Annotated in this window: 14 protein-coding genes and 1 pseudogene; 14 read left to right on the forward strand and 1 reads right to left on the reverse strand. The window is 53.5% G+C overall.

From position 1 onward, the window contains the following. Nucleotides 1-35: 35 nt before the first annotated feature. The 14 genes and pseudogenes from TON_RS06410 (at nucleotide 36) to TON_RS06465 (ending at nucleotide 12,097) form a co-directional block, all read left to right on the forward strand. The gene (locus TON_RS06410) at nucleotides 36-1,472 is read left to right on the forward strand and encodes an FAD-dependent oxidoreductase (RefSeq protein WP_012572225.1); all 1,437 of its coding nucleotides are present in this window, start codon (nucleotides 36-38) and stop codon (nucleotides 1,470-1,472) included. Further along, the gene (locus TON_RS06415) at nucleotides 1,469-1,975 is read left to right on the forward strand and encodes a 4Fe-4S dicluster domain-containing protein (RefSeq protein ID WP_012572226.1); all 507 of its coding nucleotides are present in this window, start codon (nucleotides 1,469-1,471) and stop codon (nucleotides 1,973-1,975) included. The genes TON_RS06410 and TON_RS06415 overlap by 4 nt, the downstream gene beginning before the upstream one ends. A gap of 205 nt (nucleotides 1,976-2,180) precedes the next feature. After that, nucleotides 2,181-2,453: a (2Fe-2S)-binding protein gene (locus TON_RS06425; RefSeq protein ID WP_012572227.1), complete on the forward strand. Its 273-nt coding sequence runs from the start codon at nucleotides 2,181-2,183 to the stop codon at nucleotides 2,451-2,453. Continuing rightward, nucleotides 2,446-3,612, forward strand: a complete 1,167-nt coding sequence (locus TON_RS06430; protein WP_012572228.1) for an NAD(P)/FAD-dependent oxidoreductase — start codon at nucleotides 2,446-2,448, stop codon at nucleotides 3,610-3,612. The genes TON_RS06425 and TON_RS06430 overlap by 8 nt, the downstream gene beginning before the upstream one ends. Nucleotides 3,613-3,774: 162 nt before the next feature. Next, complete coding sequence (locus TON_RS06435) at nucleotides 3,775-5,685, forward strand: KamA family radical SAM protein (protein ID WP_012572229.1); 1,911 nt, start codon at nucleotides 3,775-3,777, stop codon at nucleotides 5,683-5,685. Nucleotides 5,686-5,763: 78 nt separating this feature from the next. After that, nucleotides 5,764-6,441 (forward strand): UMP kinase, encoded by a 678-nt coding sequence (gene pyrH / locus TON_RS06440; RefSeq protein WP_012572230.1) that lies wholly within the window; start codon nucleotides 5,764-5,766, stop codon nucleotides 6,439-6,441. Between the two features lie 143 nt (nucleotides 6,442-6,584). Continuing rightward, nucleotides 6,585-7,904 (forward strand): NAD(P)/FAD-dependent oxidoreductase, encoded by a 1,320-nt coding sequence (locus tag TON_RS06445; protein WP_012572231.1) that lies wholly within the window; start codon nucleotides 6,585-6,587, stop codon nucleotides 7,902-7,904. A 65-nt stretch (nucleotides 7,905-7,969) separates the two neighbouring features. Further along, entirely contained in the window at nucleotides 7,970-8,164 is a 195-nt protein-coding gene (locus TON_RS10630; RefSeq protein ID WP_012572232.1) for a hypothetical protein, read from the forward strand. Continuing rightward, a complete protein-coding gene (locus tag TON_RS10635) occupies nucleotides 8,161-8,490 on the forward strand; it encodes a hypothetical protein (RefSeq protein ID WP_238516381.1) in 330 nt (109 codons plus the stop codon). Before TON_RS10630 ends, TON_RS10635 begins: the two co-directional genes overlap by 4 nt. Nucleotides 8,491-8,605: 115 nt before the next feature. Then, nucleotides 8,606-9,019: pseudogene (locus tag TON_RS10640) on the forward strand (endonuclease/exonuclease/phosphatase family protein); the annotation flags it as partial. 30 nt (nucleotides 9,020-9,049) lie between these two features. Next, nucleotides 9,050-9,220 (forward strand): endonuclease/exonuclease/phosphatase family protein, encoded by a 171-nt coding sequence (locus tag TON_RS10645; protein ID WP_012572235.1) that lies wholly within the window; start codon nucleotides 9,050-9,052, stop codon nucleotides 9,218-9,220. 84 nt (nucleotides 9,221-9,304) lie between these two features. Beyond that, entirely contained in the window at nucleotides 9,305-10,468 is a 1,164-nt protein-coding gene (locus TON_RS06455; RefSeq protein WP_012572236.1) for a M48 family metalloprotease, read from the forward strand. A gap of 194 nt (nucleotides 10,469-10,662) precedes the next feature. Further along, on the forward strand, nucleotides 10,663-11,517 hold the full coding sequence (locus TON_RS06460; RefSeq protein ID WP_012572237.1) for a hypothetical protein: 855 nt from the start codon (nucleotides 10,663-10,665) through the stop codon (nucleotides 11,515-11,517). A 37-nt stretch (nucleotides 11,518-11,554) separates the two neighbouring features. Further along, nucleotides 11,555-12,097 carry an RNA 2'-phosphotransferase gene (locus TON_RS06465; protein WP_012572238.1) on the forward strand — a complete coding sequence of 181 codons (543 nt, stop codon included), beginning with the start codon at nucleotides 11,555-11,557 and terminating at the stop codon, nucleotides 12,095-12,097. Here the strand turns inward: TON_RS06465 and TON_RS06470 are convergent. Then, nucleotides 12,081-13,319 carry an MFS transporter gene (locus TON_RS06470; RefSeq protein ID WP_012572239.1) on the reverse strand — a complete coding sequence of 413 codons (1,239 nt, stop codon included), beginning with the start codon at nucleotides 13,317-13,319 and terminating at the stop codon, nucleotides 12,081-12,083. The genes TON_RS06465 and TON_RS06470 overlap by 17 nt on opposite strands. Between the last annotated feature and the right edge of the window lie 144 nt (nucleotides 13,320-13,463).

Raw genomic sequence — 13,463 nt, forward strand, 5'->3', positions numbered from 1 at the left:
AGTTCCTGCACGGATGGGTGCACAGGTGATACATCATGCGCCTAACTGAACACCCTGTTCTGCGTTTTGAACGCGGAAGAGAAGTTATCATATACTTTGAAGGACAGCCAATCAAGGCCTACGAGGACGAAACCATCGCCGCTGCACTTCACGCTAATGGAATCAGAGTCCTGAACTACTCGGCCAACGAAAAGCGTCCAAGAGGCCTCTTCTGTGCCATTGGAAAGTGCTCCTCCTGTTTGATGGTCGTTAACGGAATCCCCAACGTCAGGACGTGCATAACCCTCGTCGAGGACGGCATGACCATAGAGCGCCAGAGAGGAAAGGCCGAGCTCCCGAAGGACGTCAAGCCGCCGGAGTGGAAGGATGCCAAGGTCGTGAAGGCAGACATCGTCATCATTGGAGGTGGGCCCGCCGGACTGATGGCGGCAATCCATGCGGCCGACGCAGGAGCAAAGATCGTTCTTCTCGACGAGAATCCGATGCTCGGCGGTCAGCTCGTCAAGCAGACCCACAAGTTCTTTGGCAAACGCGAGCAGTTCGCTGGAGTGAGGGGCGTCGAGATAGCTAGGATTCTGGAGGATGAGGTCAGAAAAAGGGAGAACGTCGAGGTCTTCCTCGAAACTTCGGCGGTGGGAATATTCCAAGATGGAGATGAGAAGCTCGTTCTGGCCGTCAAAAACAACCGCGAGCTGATAGAGTTCCGTGGAAGGGCTGTCATCGTCGCCACCGGTGCGATGGAGAAGATGATTCCCTTCGAGAACAACGATCTGCCCGGAATCTACGGTGCTGGAGCCATTCAGACCCTCATGAACACCTACGGGGTGAAGCCGGGCGACAAGGTTCTAATCGTTGGTGCGGGCAACGTGGGACTTATTCTGGCGTATCAACTCATTCAGGCCGGAGTTGAAGTCAAGGCTATAGTCGAGGCGATGCCGAAGGTGGGAGGCTACTTCGTTCACGCGGCCAAGGTTAGACGCTTGGGCGTTCCGATACTGACCAGGCACACTATTCTTCGCGCTGAAGGAAGGGAGAGGGTCGAAAAAGCAATTGTTGCTCAGCTCGACGAGAACTGGAACGTTATTCCCGGAACGGAGAAGGTCTTCGAGGTCGATGTGATAGCCCTCGCGGTTGGCCTGAGGCCGAGCATAGAGCTCCTCCACCAGGTAGGCTGCCAGATAAAGTACATCCGGGAGCTCAGCGGCCATGTGGCAGTTCGCGACGAGTGGATGGAGACAACCGTGAGAGGCATCTTCGTGGCCGGCGATTCTGCCGGAATAGAGGAGGCTACCACTGCGATGCTGGAGGGCAAGATAGCAGGAATAGCCGCTGCCCTGAGGCTCGGCATAGCCGACGAGAGCTGGGTCAAAGAGATAGAGAAGGCACAGAGAGACTTGGACGAGTTCCGCTCCGGACCCTTCGGCAGGCATGTTATGGAAGGTGTTAAGAAAGCTCTGGTGGTGAGAGAATGAGCGAGATTCCTGAGTACCTGAGAACCGGCTACATAACGCCCGAGGAGCTTCAGAAGTTCATCCCGCTTCCGAGCGAGGAGAGGCTGAGGAAAAGGCCAGTAGCAATTCCAGAGTGTCCGCAGGAGATACCCTGCGCCCCCTGCAGGGAGATATGTCCTACTGGAGCCATAAGCATGCCCACGCCGAACGATTTGCCCATCGTTGACTATGACAAGTGCATAGGCTGCTCTCTCTGTGTCCAGATATGCCCCGGCCTAGCATTCTTCATGATGCACTACGTTGGAGACAAGGCGAGGATAACGATGCCTCACGAGCTTCTGCCAGTTCCGGAGAGGGGCGAGGAGGTCGTTCTCCTTAACCGCGTCGGGGAGCCTGTTGGCAAGGGGAAAGTCCTCACGGTAGTCCCGAGGGAGAGAAGCAAGGGGGACACGCCGATAATCACTGTGGAGGTTCCAATAGAACTCGCCTGGGAGGTCAGAGCGGTTAAGGTGGTGAGAGAATGACGGCCACCGAGATTGTATCTGATGGGTGCCAAAAGATGGGACACCTCTGTAAGGTTCACAGTCATCTCGCGCCCGAAGGGCGCATTTCAGGGGTGAACAACAGAATGGCATCAATTGCGCGGGCACCCAATATCGTTGAAGCTAGTTTGGGAGTCAGAAACATTCCGCCAGCGCTTTCATCAGAAAGAGCTGTGGTGGTGAAAGAATGAGCGGGAAGAAAATCATCTGCCGCTGCAACGACGTCACGGTTGAAGGCGTCGAGAGGCTCATCGACTCGGGCATCACGGACATCGAGGAAATCAAGCGGCTTCTCAGGATAGGCATGGGGCCCTGCCAGGGAAGGACGTGCATCCCGATTGTAATCTCAATCCTCGCGAGGAAGACGGGAAAGAGACAGGAGGATATACCGCTCCCGAAGTCGAGGGTTCCGATAATGCCCGTCCGCGTCGAGGTTCTGGTGGGTGGTGCCGATGAGTAAGATAGCGATCATCGGCGGCGGAATAATAGGCGTCGCGACGGCCTATGAGCTGGCAAAGCTCGGAGAAGAGGTAATCCTCTTCGAGAAGAACTACTTCGGCTCAGGTTCGACCTTCCGCTGTGCAACGGGAATACGGGCGCAGTTCACGGACGAGGCCAACATCAGGCTCATGAAGTACGCCATCGAGCGCTGGGAGAGACTTGAAGAGGAGCTCGGGGCCGAGATAGGCTTCCGGCACTCCGGTTACCTCTTCCTGGCGACGAGTGAGGAGGAGGTTGAAGCCTTTAAAAACAACATAAAGCTCCAGAACAGCTTTGGCGTTCCCACGAGGCTCATAGATATGGATGAGGCAAAGGAAATAGTCCCGCCACTCAACACGGAACCGTTCTTGGCCGGGGCCTGGAACCCGATGGACGGAAAGGCCAACCCCTTCAAGACGCTCTTTGCATATCTCACGAAAGCCAAGGAGATGGGCGTTGACGCGAGGGAGCACACCGAAGTTGTGGCTCTGGAGCGCGAGGGGGACAAGATAATCGCGGTGAAGTTCAGAAGCAACGGAAAGGTGGAGAGCGTTAAGGTTGACGCCCTTCTCAACGCGGCCAACGCATGGGCACCGCTGATTAACGAGATGGCAGGCCTGAGCAGGGAACTCGTTCCAATAACCGCGTACAAGCACCAGCTCGTGAAGACGGAGCCCCTCAAGCCGGGTCAGGTCGAACCCCTCGTCTGTCCGCCAAGCTGGAACGACAGCTACCTCATCCAGGACGGCGAGGACGGTGGAATAATCTGTGGCTCGGGAATAGAGCACAAAGCCAAAAGCCTCGACGACTACGAGCCGACCTACGACTTTCTGAGGGGTGTGCTGAAATACGCCGTTCAGATAATTCCCGCCATCAGACACGCCCATATCGTCCGCCAGTGGGCCGGCTTCTACGCTAAAACGCCTGACAAGAACCCTGCCATAGGAAGGCTCCTCGACAACTTCTACATTGCGGCAGGCTTCAGCGGCCACGGCTTCATGATGGCTCCAGCGGTTGCCCAAGCGATGGCGGAGTTCATGACCAAAGGAAAAAGCAAAGTGCCCCTCGACTGGGAGTGGTACGACCCGTACAGATTCGAGCGCGGCGAACTGAGGAGCTCGGCCTTTCAGATAGGCTAATATATCCCAAAAGTCTGCCAAATATTCTTTTGTTTTCTACACTATGTGACGCAGGTTATTCGAGAATGGGAGTAAAATTTAAATAGGTATTCTCAGAATTAATGCACGCATACGTACTTCCACGCCTCTTTCTGTCCTCTTCAAGGTCAGGAGGTGATCACCGTGATTAGGGTTGAGAGTGCCCTTTCAGCCTTTGGGGTTGAGAAGTCTCCATGGGGTCTTGAACAGGGGGTGGGGCACGGAGAATTCATGGAAATCTTCGAGCCACTTCCAGAAATAGGCGAAATTCTCCAGAAGAGCGAGAGTCTTGAGGAGGCAAGGGAGAAGCTCCTGGAATTCACGAAGAACCTGGGGTGGAAGTTCAAAAGCGGCGAGATAGAGGTAAGCCCCCTAGATAGGTGGCTCGCCATCTATGCCTGCGACGTCTTTGAGAACATTCTCTCGCCATACAACGAAAAGGCAGCAGGCTTCTCAACGCTGGAATATCTCTGGAAAGCCGCCAAGGGCGACGAAAAGACTCTCAGTGTTCTCACTAAGGGATTCCTCGAGGAGTTCAGGCACCTCTTCCTTGCCATGTCTGGTAAGGCCAACTACTCCAAGGGCTGGCTTGGGCCGAAGCTGGAAAAAGCAGGCATAGTTTCACCCGACTTCAGTAAGGTTCACGGCAGGGAGGCAGGGAAGCTGCGCTCCGACTACCTCGATAAGGTCTACGAGTACATAAAGGCCTGGCTCGACCGCTATCCGAGTGGACTCGACGAGAGGATAATCAAGAAGAGGGAGGAGCAGAGGAAGCAGCTCGAGGAGTACTGGGGCATAGACGATGAGGAGTGGTTCGACTACAGGTGGCAGTTCAGCCATGTCCTCAAGGGCAGGAAGGGCCTTGAAATCCTCAGAGAGCTCAACGAACTTGGCATCGTCAAGGTTCCAGAGGAGGATCTGGAAGAAGTCGAGAGGGCAGTCAAGTATCGCATTCCCTGGGGAATAACACCTTACTACCTCCACCTCTGGGACTTTAAGGAGCCCTACAAGGAGGACAGGCACGTCAGAAGGCAGGTGATGCCGCCCAAGTGGTACATGGACAACATGATACTCCACCGCAAGGACAGAGAGTACGCCTTCGACTTCATGGGCGAGCACGACACCTCTCCGATAGACCTCGTCACGAGGAGGTACGTGATGATAGCGATCCTCAAGGCCTTCGACACCTGCCCGCAGATATGCGTCTACTGCCAGAGGAACTGGGAGGTCCTTGAACCCTTTATGGCAGGCTCGTTCCCGGGATGGGACAAGATAGAGAAGGCTATAGAGTGGTTCGGCGAGCGCGAGTCGATGATAGACGTGCTCATAACCGGAGGAGACCCCTTCGCCCTGAGCAACAAGATTATAGACAAGATAATGTCCCGTCTGAGCGAGTTCGACCACGTCATTAACATCCGCTGGGGAACAAGGATTCCAGTGACCGTCCCAATGCGCGTAACTGAAGAGCTGGCCGAGATACTCGGATCGTACATCGAACCAGGCAAGAGGAACGTGGCCGTCTCGACCCATGTAGAAACGGCCTACGAGGTAACCCCAGAGATGGCCAGGGCAGTCTACAACCTTAGGAGGCAGGGAATATACGTCTACAACCAGCTGGTCTACCAGAGAAACGTCAGCAGGCGCTTCGAGAACGTTGCACTTAGAATAGCCCTCAAGAAGATCGGCATCGATCCATACTACACCTTCTATCCCAAAGGTAAGATCGAGCAGAGAGACTACCTCGTGCCGATAGCGAGGGTCATCCAGGAGAGGAAAGAGGAGGCAAGGCTCCTACCGGGCCAGTTCAGGACTGACGAGCCAATCTTTAACGTGCCGAGGATGGGCAAGAACCACCTGAGGGCTTGGCAGGACAGGGAGCTCATAGCCATAAAGCCCGACGGAAGCAGGGTGTACCTCTTCCACCCGTGGGAGAAAGGCATCAGCGAGACGAAACTCTACACATACACGGACGTCCCAATAGAGGAGTATCTCCGCTATCTGGAGAGCATCGGGGAGAAGAGGGAAGACTACGAGACCATCTGGTACTACTACTGAGGGCTTTCTACTCTTTTTGATATTTTACTGGCAAGAAAAGGTTATAAAGGGGCCCCGATTAGCATCGTGAGGGTCATCATGAGGATAGTTTTTGACATAGGCGGTTCAGTTCTCGTTCCGGACGATCCCGACATCGATTTTATCAAGGCCATCGCGTATGAGCTCACCAAGATAAGCGAGGACCATGAGGTGGCTGTGGTAGTCGGCGGCGGCAAAGTGGCGCGCAAGTACATCAAGGCTGCGAAGACCTTCACGCCCAACGAGACCTTCAAGGACTACATAGGAATTCACATCACCAGGGCCAACGCAATGCTTCTAATAGCTGCGCTCGGCGAGAAAGCTTATCCCTTCGTCGTCCAGGACTTCAGGAAGGCCTGGGAGGTCATACAGCTCAAGAAGATACCCATAATGGGCGGAACTCACCCAGGACACACGACCGATGCGGTCGCTGCCCTTCTCGCCGAGTACCTGCAGGCCGACCTTCTGATCGTGGTCACCAACGTTGACGGTGTCTACGACAGCGATCCGAGGAAGAATCCTAACGCAAAGAAGCTCGACAGGATAACCGTGGATCAGCTCGTCGACATAGCAATGGAGGGCGAAAGCAAGGCCGGTGGAAGCGGCGTCGTCGATGCCCTTGCTGCGAAGTTCATCCAGCGCGGCAAGATAAGGACGTACATCGTGGGCAAGAAGGACGCTTACAGCCTCTTCGATGTGATAAAGGGTAAGCACAGCGGGACGGTTGTGGAGCCCTGATTTCCTAATATCAATTTATCATTTGTTAAGGCGTTTGAATAAGGGCACCGTCCCAGCCATAGCTCGCAAATGGATGCGCTAACCAACCTTCGGTTAAGGGCAGATTTTTATATCCCTCCCTCCTCTTTTCTCCGGTGGTGTCTATGAAAATCGTGGTCATCGGTTCTGGAACTGCCGGAAGCAACTTCGCCCTTTTCATGAGGAAGCTTGACAGGAAAGCTGAGATAACCGTCATCGGAAAGGAGGAGACGATGCAGTACTCCCCATGCGCCCTGCCGCACGTGATAAGCGGCACGATAGAGAAGCCCGAGGACGTTATCGTCTTCCCTAACGAGTTCTACGAGAAGCAGAAAATAACCCTCATGCTTGGCACCGAGGCTAAAGCAATAGATCGCGAGAGGAAAGTTGTCATTACAGACAAGGGCAAAGTTTCCTACGACAAGCTCGTTCTGGCAGTCGGCTCAAAGACTTTCGTCCCACCAATTAAGGGCGTCGAAAACGAAGGCGTCTTCACGCTCAAGAGCCTCGACGACGTGAGGAAGATAAAGGCATACATAGCCGAGAGGAAGCCGAAGAAGGCTGTCGTCATTGGCGCCGGCCTGATCGGTCTTGAAGGGGCTGAAGCATTCGCAAAGCTCGGCATGGAGGTCCTCGTCGTCGAGCTACTAGACAGGCTTCTGCCCACGATGCTGGACAAGGATACCGCCAAGCTCGTTCAAACGGAGATGGAGAAGCACGGTGTTTCCTTCCGCTTTGGCGTCGGTGTGAGCGAGATAATAGGCAGCCCCGTCAAGGCCGTCAAAATTGGTGACGAGGAAGTCGAGGCTGATTTGGTTCTCGTTGCCACCGGTGTGAGGGCCAACGTTGACCTCGCTAAAAAAGCGGGCCTCGAAGTTAACCGCGGAATAGTCGTCAACGAGCACCTCCAGACGAGCGACCCTGACATATACGCGATAGGCGACTGTGCGGAAGTTATTGACGCCGTTACCGGAGGGAGAATCCTCAGCCAGCTGGGAACTTCTGCAGTGAGGATGGCGAAAGTGGCAGCGGAGCACATAGCAGGAAAGGACGTCTCCTTCAGGCCCGTCTTCAACACGGCAATAACCGAGCTCTTCGGCCTTGAGATCGGCACCTTCGGCATAACGGAGGATAGGGCGAAGAAAGAGGGCATCGCGATAGCCGTCGGTAAGTTCAAAGGCTCCACCAAGCCCGAGTACTATCCCGGCGGCAAGCCGATAACCGTGAAGGTTATCTTCAGGAAAGACGATAGAAAGCTCATTGGCGCGCAGATAGTCGGCGGCGAGCGTGTCTGGGGCAGGATAATGACGCTCTCTGCCCTAGCACAGAAAGGTGCAACTGTCGAGGACGTTGTTTACTTAGAGACCGCCTACGCCCCGCCGATAAGCCCGACGATAGATCCGATAAGCGTTGCAGCCGAGATGGCTTTGAGGAAGTTCAAGTGACACCTCTTTTCTCTTCACATTTTAGCAAACTTTAAGTCCATTCTGGCAAACTTGGGTTTTAGATGATGCTAGTGAAGGTTAGCGATAGGAATAAGATACTGCTTGGAATCGGGACCGGAGTGCTGCTGGCGTCGAGCCTGAGGATCTTCGTTGCCGGCGCTTATTCCAGCCTTGAGAAGACGTTCTTCTACGGCGTGAACTTCCCATCGGGACTTGATATAATACTCCTCATACTCGCCTCCATCTTGTTGGCAAAATGAGCAGAAAAGCTGGAGCGGCCCTAATGGCAGCCTACGCGGTGGCTTCCCTTGCCTTTGCATCAGCCATAGCTCTCGTCGAGAGCACTAAGGGCAGCAGGGGTGGGGTAATCGGCGCTGCGTACCTCTTTCTCGTGGCAACTTTGGCTTTGGGTGCCTACGTCGGTATGGACATCGGTTTGGCGTTCATGGAGAACAACCTTGAAGCCCTAATTCTAGCCGCCTCCGTGATCTACGCCCTCGCGAGCTACGGTGGAAGTGCTGAGGTTAGGCTTCCAAACGCGAAAGAAATAGCGGCCCGCTTCTCGGCCTCGCAGTGGTTTCGGTAATAGTTCTCGCCCTCTTCAACGTGGTCCAACTTACGTTGAAGCCAAGAAGGACGTCCTCATCTGGAGCTACAACGTCCACCAGGACTTTGGACCTTAACAGGGGACGTTCAACGGCTACGAGCTGATTAACCTCCTGAAGGAGCAGAAGCCCGATATCTGGGCGGCGCAGGAGGTCGTCGGTGGAATGATCAGCAACGGCTACCAGGATATTCCCCTGATGATCTCCGCATACCTCGGCTACGCCTACGAGTACAAACCGGCCGTTGAAGGAACCCACGGCATAGCGGTCTTCTCGCACTGGCACATGAAGACGGAGAGTGAACTCAACCCCGAGAGCCTCGGACAGGCGAGGTCAGCCCAGAAGGTAACCATCGATGAGCTCGGATTAACCCTCGTCAACGTGCACATGGGGCTGAACGAGACAGAGAGAGCAATGCAGGCGGGAGAGCTCCTCAAGTTCGCGGAGAGCGAGCCGGTAGCCCATATAATAGCAGGCGACACTAACGTCGAACCGGACGAGAGGCGATAGCAATACTTACGCGCAACTACTATAACTCCTTTGAGAAGAGGCTGCCATACACTTTCAAACTGGGGCAACATCGACATCGAAAACATCGACCACATCCTGCTCAAGAAGGACTGGCCGGCAAAGGTCAAAGACTACGGATGCCTCTGCGATGTGGAAGTTTCCGACCACAGGCCGATATGGGCCGTCATCGAGCTACCGTGAGGTTTTTACTCTTCCAACCTTTTTTGAAAATTGAACCACAACTCTTAAATTCCAAACCAGACGTATCTCCGCCCGGTGAAAAATATGAAAGAGATTTCATTGGTTCTGGTGTCCATTGCAACCGTTATTATTCCTCCCCTCGTCATGAGACACTGGGGCCGCAAAATCCTGAGAGAAGAGCTACCAAAGAAAGAGAAAAACTATAATCTGCTGAAGGCTGAGGTGGTCTGCATTTTCGGGGCATTCATACTCTACTTGCCTGCGATGATAGCCCTCGGAGCCCTTGACTGGGCCTCTGACGTGGTAGATAAGCTCCCCCTACCTGAGATATTCAGGGTGTTTGCATTTGCAGCAATCCTGATCTTCCCGCTTCTGCTGTCAATCTTCCTCATCATCTACGAGACCGTCAAAGTAGGGATAAATATTACAGAGGAAAAGATTGAAAATCCAAAAAAGGAGGTTCTGAAAGTTCTCGCACTTATTCTTGGTCCAACAGTTGGCTTTGCCTTTATCTGGCTGCTGCTGATGATCTATCTGCCAGAGAGTTTGACCTCAAAGTGGTGGTTTGACCTGCTCATGTACTCAACCCTAATACTCGCTTTCTTTGCGCTCTTTCCACTCATCCTCATTAGAGTTGGGACAAAGAGCGAGCTCGACCCCGAGCTTAAGGCCGAGCTCATGAGGTTCTGTGAGGAGCATGGAGTTAAAGTCAGGGGCATCATCGTTAAAGGAAAGCCCGGTCAAAAGCTCGCAAACGCCATGGTTACGGGTATAATCCCCCGCTACCGCTACGTTGTTTTAACCCGCTATCTGGTTGATAACTTCGAAGAGGACGAGATTAAAGCGGTCTTAGCCCATGAGATTGGGCACATAAAAGGAAAGCACCTCTGGATAAACGCGGCTTTGAGCATCGGTTGGTTCATCTTCTGGATAGGACTCATCTACATCCTCCACAAATTCAACGTTCAGCTGTTCTCATCGCCGTGGGTTTTCTTCGGCGTTTTCTTCTTTGCATTCTACTTCTGGCTCTTTGTTATTGAATCAAGGATAGCCATAAGGAACGAGTTCAAGGCAGATGAGTTCGCGGCGAATGTCGTGGGGCTTGAGCCAACTCTAATGGCACTTAAAAAGCTGGCTGAGCTCAACTTGCTGCCGGAAAAAACAGGGAAATGGTTTAACCTGTTGAACAGACACCCTTCGATTGAAAAGAGGATAGAGCATTTAAAAGAACTGGAGGGTCGGAGATGAAATTGCTTCAGTTTGTTAAAGATGACCCTGGAAGGACGGTGATTATCTGCGGGCTTTTCCTAATGGTTCTGGGACTCCTCTTTCGTGACGGCAGTGCGCTATCTCTGAGCGTGATGTTTCTTTCGACTGGTTTAATCCTTCAGCGGAGGGGATGGCATTGAGACAAAATTATTGATTAAAAAGGAGGAATAAAAATGAAAAAGCTCGGCATCCTGTTGCTGGTCGTTTTTCTGGTTGGGATTGGTGCTGGATGTATATGGGAGAACACGGGGACATCCACTACGCCCGCGGCAACGTCAAACACAGCATCTCCAAAAGTAGTCCTCCAGCCCAAGCACTACCCGACGGAGGAGCTTCTCAAAAACATGGGGAGTATAAAGCAGTTCACCTACCTCGAGAACACAAGCATGATACTTCACGTCAGGATCTCTCAGGGGAACGTTACCCGGGATGGGGGCAACGTTACTGTGATTTACAAACGGAAGGGCTATATCGATCTTGATAGCAAGGAAGCCGACGTCAATACCACGACCAGAACCTTTCCGGGAGGGGCCGCCGTTTTCTCGCGCCAGATTATAAAGGACGACGAAATCTATGTCTTTTCAAGCGGAACATGGCAGAAGATGACGAACGAGACCCTCGGAATTGATCCGGAGACCATTTTAAACCTCACCTGGGAATACAACATCGTGAGCTTCGTGGCAAAGTATCTACAGGAAGAACCATCCAACACAACCATCGAAAACGATACGCAGCTGCTTTACTATCAGATAACAAAGGAAGATCTCGATGCCATGACCCGGCTGTTCATAGGCTCCAATGCGAACATGACGTTCAACGTTACCAACGGCATCCTTGAGGTCAGGTTCAGGGATGGCGTTTTTGTCGGAGGCAGAATAGCCTATCAAATGGAGATCCGTATCTGGGGCAAGGACATCTACGGTCAGGAATTTGAAGTATATGAAAAAGGCCACGTCTACGATGAGTTCGTTGTTAGGGACATAAACGTCAAGAAGCCCGTCAAAAAGCCCGTTTCTTACCGTGCGTAAGGGAAAGCTTTTTGGAGCTTCTTTCCAACTTTTCACGATGTTTCCGGGCAGAAGAAAAGTCAGCAAGCTAATGGCCTACATCCTGCGGCACTCGCCGGAGGAGTTCGGACTGAGGCCTGACGTGGAGGGCTTCGTACCCCTTTCCGAGCTCGTCGAGGCCCTAAAAACTATCTATCCAGACGTTACGGAGGAGTTCGTACGCGAAATAGTCGCCCGCGATGCGAAGGGCCGCTACGAGATTCAAGGAGACAGAATACGCGCCCGCTACGGCCACAGCTTTCCGGTGAGTCTAGACCACGAAGAAGACACCGAGAGCCGCTTCCTCTATCACGGCACGCCGAGGAGGAACCTCGAGAGCATTCTCCGCGAGGGGTTGAAGCCCATGAGGAGGCAGTTCGTCCACCTAAGCACGAGCAAAAGCGAGGCAATCAAAACCGGCAGGCGGCACGGGCGGGACGTGGTTCTTCTGGTAATAGACGCCGAATGCCTCCGAAAGAAAGGCTTGAAGGTTTACAAAGCCGGGAAGAACGTCAGGATAGTCGAGAAAGTCCCACCGGAGTGCATCACTCTGGAAGTCTAAGCGCGAAGAGGAAAGCTACTCCGAGAGGCACGAGCGTGCTCATGAAGTTCAGCTCAAAGCTTATGGCAGAGAGATAGCCTCCGAGTAATGGACCTACGACCCAGCCGAGGCTCATCATAGCGTTGAGCAGGCCCATAGCCTGACCCCTCTCCGTCGCTCTGACCTTCGTGGCAACATAGGTCGAGGAGGCGTTTAGGGTCAGTGACCACTTGACGCCCGAAAAGAGGGCCACGACGATCATCAGGTAGAGATTCTTCGCGAAAGCGTAGCCGAGGAAAGCGATGGCGTAGCCGGCTATCGCCAGCAGGTAGAATTTCTTGGCGCCGTAGCGGTCAATCAGCTTCCCGAGGTAGTATCCGCTCACCGCCGCCGCTAAAGAGTCTATTCCAAAAAGTATCCCTACCCACTCGCTCCCAAAGACCTCCTCAAAGTAAACCGAGACCACTGAATAGACCTGACCTGAAGCTATCATTACGAGCAGAACTGTAAAGTAGAAAAGGCCCAGATGGCCCCTCATGAGCCGCTTGAATGCCGCACCCTGGAAGGTTGCCCTCTCGCTTTCCCGCCCTTCCTGGACGAGTATAAGCTTTCTTGGAGCCCTTTTCGGCCTCGGCCTCTCCCTGAGGAGGAGAACTATCGCAGAGGAAAGGACGAGGAGAGCCCCTGCTATGAGGAAGATTCCCCTGATCCCGACGTATTTTATAAGGAAGCCGCCGATGAAGTTGCCCAGCATGTAGCCCGCGTTCTCAATCGAACCGAAGAGCCCGTAGGCTGAACCAACACGGGTCGAGAGCTCCGCTATCAGCGCCGAATGGGCAGGCATAATGGCTGAGCCGAGTGCTCCCTGGAACGTCCTCAGGGTAAGCAGGGCTAACGGAGTTGAAACGACAGCCATGAGGGCATAGAAGGTCCCCGTAGAGAACAGGCCGAAGGATATGAAAGCCTTCCTGTTCCTAGTCCTATCGGAGAGATAGCCAAAGGGATACTGGAAGACTGTCGAGGTCAGGTTGAAGGCGACACTTAAAAGCCCGACCATCAGCATGCCGCCGCCGAGGAGCTTCATATAGACGCTGAGATATGGAAACGCCATGCCAAAGGCCGCGTTGGCGATGAACATACTCACCGCTAGCAGGACCACGTTCCTGCGCTTGATCCTTATTCTGCGAATCTTCCCTGCCTTCTCGCGCCTCCCCTGCGTTACGACGAGCTCCCTTCTGCTCATCGCTCGCGCCTATGGGAAGCCTCTTATAAAACTTCCTCCAAGGTGATTTTAGGCTGAGGATTTATTATGGCGCTGAAGCATCTCGATGGTTCTCTCTTCAGAACACGACCTTTGAGAGAACTTGGGAAAAGTGCCAATGTTTAT

Origin of the sequence: Thermococcus onnurineus NA1 (assembly GCF_000018365.1) — an archaeon.
GTDB lineage: Archaea > Methanobacteriota_B > Thermococci > Thermococcales > Thermococcaceae > Thermococcus > Thermococcus onnurineus.

Excerpts from the sequence above, each read along its gene's own strand:
- TON_RS06410 (WP_012572225.1), top strand. The coding sequence starts at position 36 with ATGCGCCTAACTGAACACCCTGTTCTGCGTTTTGAACGCGGAAGAGAA.
- TON_RS06415 (WP_012572226.1), top strand. The coding sequence starts at position 1,469 with ATGAGCGAGATTCCTGAGTACCTGAGAACCGGCTACATAACGCCCGAG.
- TON_RS06425 (WP_012572227.1), top strand. The coding sequence starts at position 2,181 with ATGAGCGGGAAGAAAATCATCTGCCGCTGCAACGACGTCACGGTTGAA.
- TON_RS06430 (WP_012572228.1), top strand. The coding sequence starts at position 2,446 with ATGAGTAAGATAGCGATCATCGGCGGCGGAATAATAGGCGTCGCGACG.
- pyrH (WP_012572230.1), top strand. The coding sequence starts at position 5,764 with ATGAGGATAGTTTTTGACATAGGCGGTTCAGTTCTCGTTCCGGACGAT.
- TON_RS06445 (WP_012572231.1), top strand. The coding sequence starts at position 6,585 with ATGAAAATCGTGGTCATCGGTTCTGGAACTGCCGGAAGCAACTTCGCC.
- TON_RS10630 (WP_012572232.1), top strand. The coding sequence starts at position 7,970 with ATGCTAGTGAAGGTTAGCGATAGGAATAAGATACTGCTTGGAATCGGG.
- TON_RS10635 (WP_238516381.1), top strand. The coding sequence starts at position 8,161 with ATGAGCAGAAAAGCTGGAGCGGCCCTAATGGCAGCCTACGCGGTGGCT.
- TON_RS06455 (WP_012572236.1), top strand. The coding sequence starts at position 9,305 with ATGAAAGAGATTTCATTGGTTCTGGTGTCCATTGCAACCGTTATTATT.
- TON_RS06460 (WP_012572237.1), top strand. The coding sequence starts at position 10,663 with ATGAAAAAGCTCGGCATCCTGTTGCTGGTCGTTTTTCTGGTTGGGATT.
- TON_RS06465 (WP_012572238.1), top strand. The coding sequence starts at position 11,555 with ATGTTTCCGGGCAGAAGAAAAGTCAGCAAGCTAATGGCCTACATCCTG.
- TON_RS06470 (WP_012572239.1), bottom strand. The coding sequence starts at position 13,319 with ATGAGCAGAAGGGAGCTCGTCGTAACGCAGGGGAGGCGCGAGAAGGCA.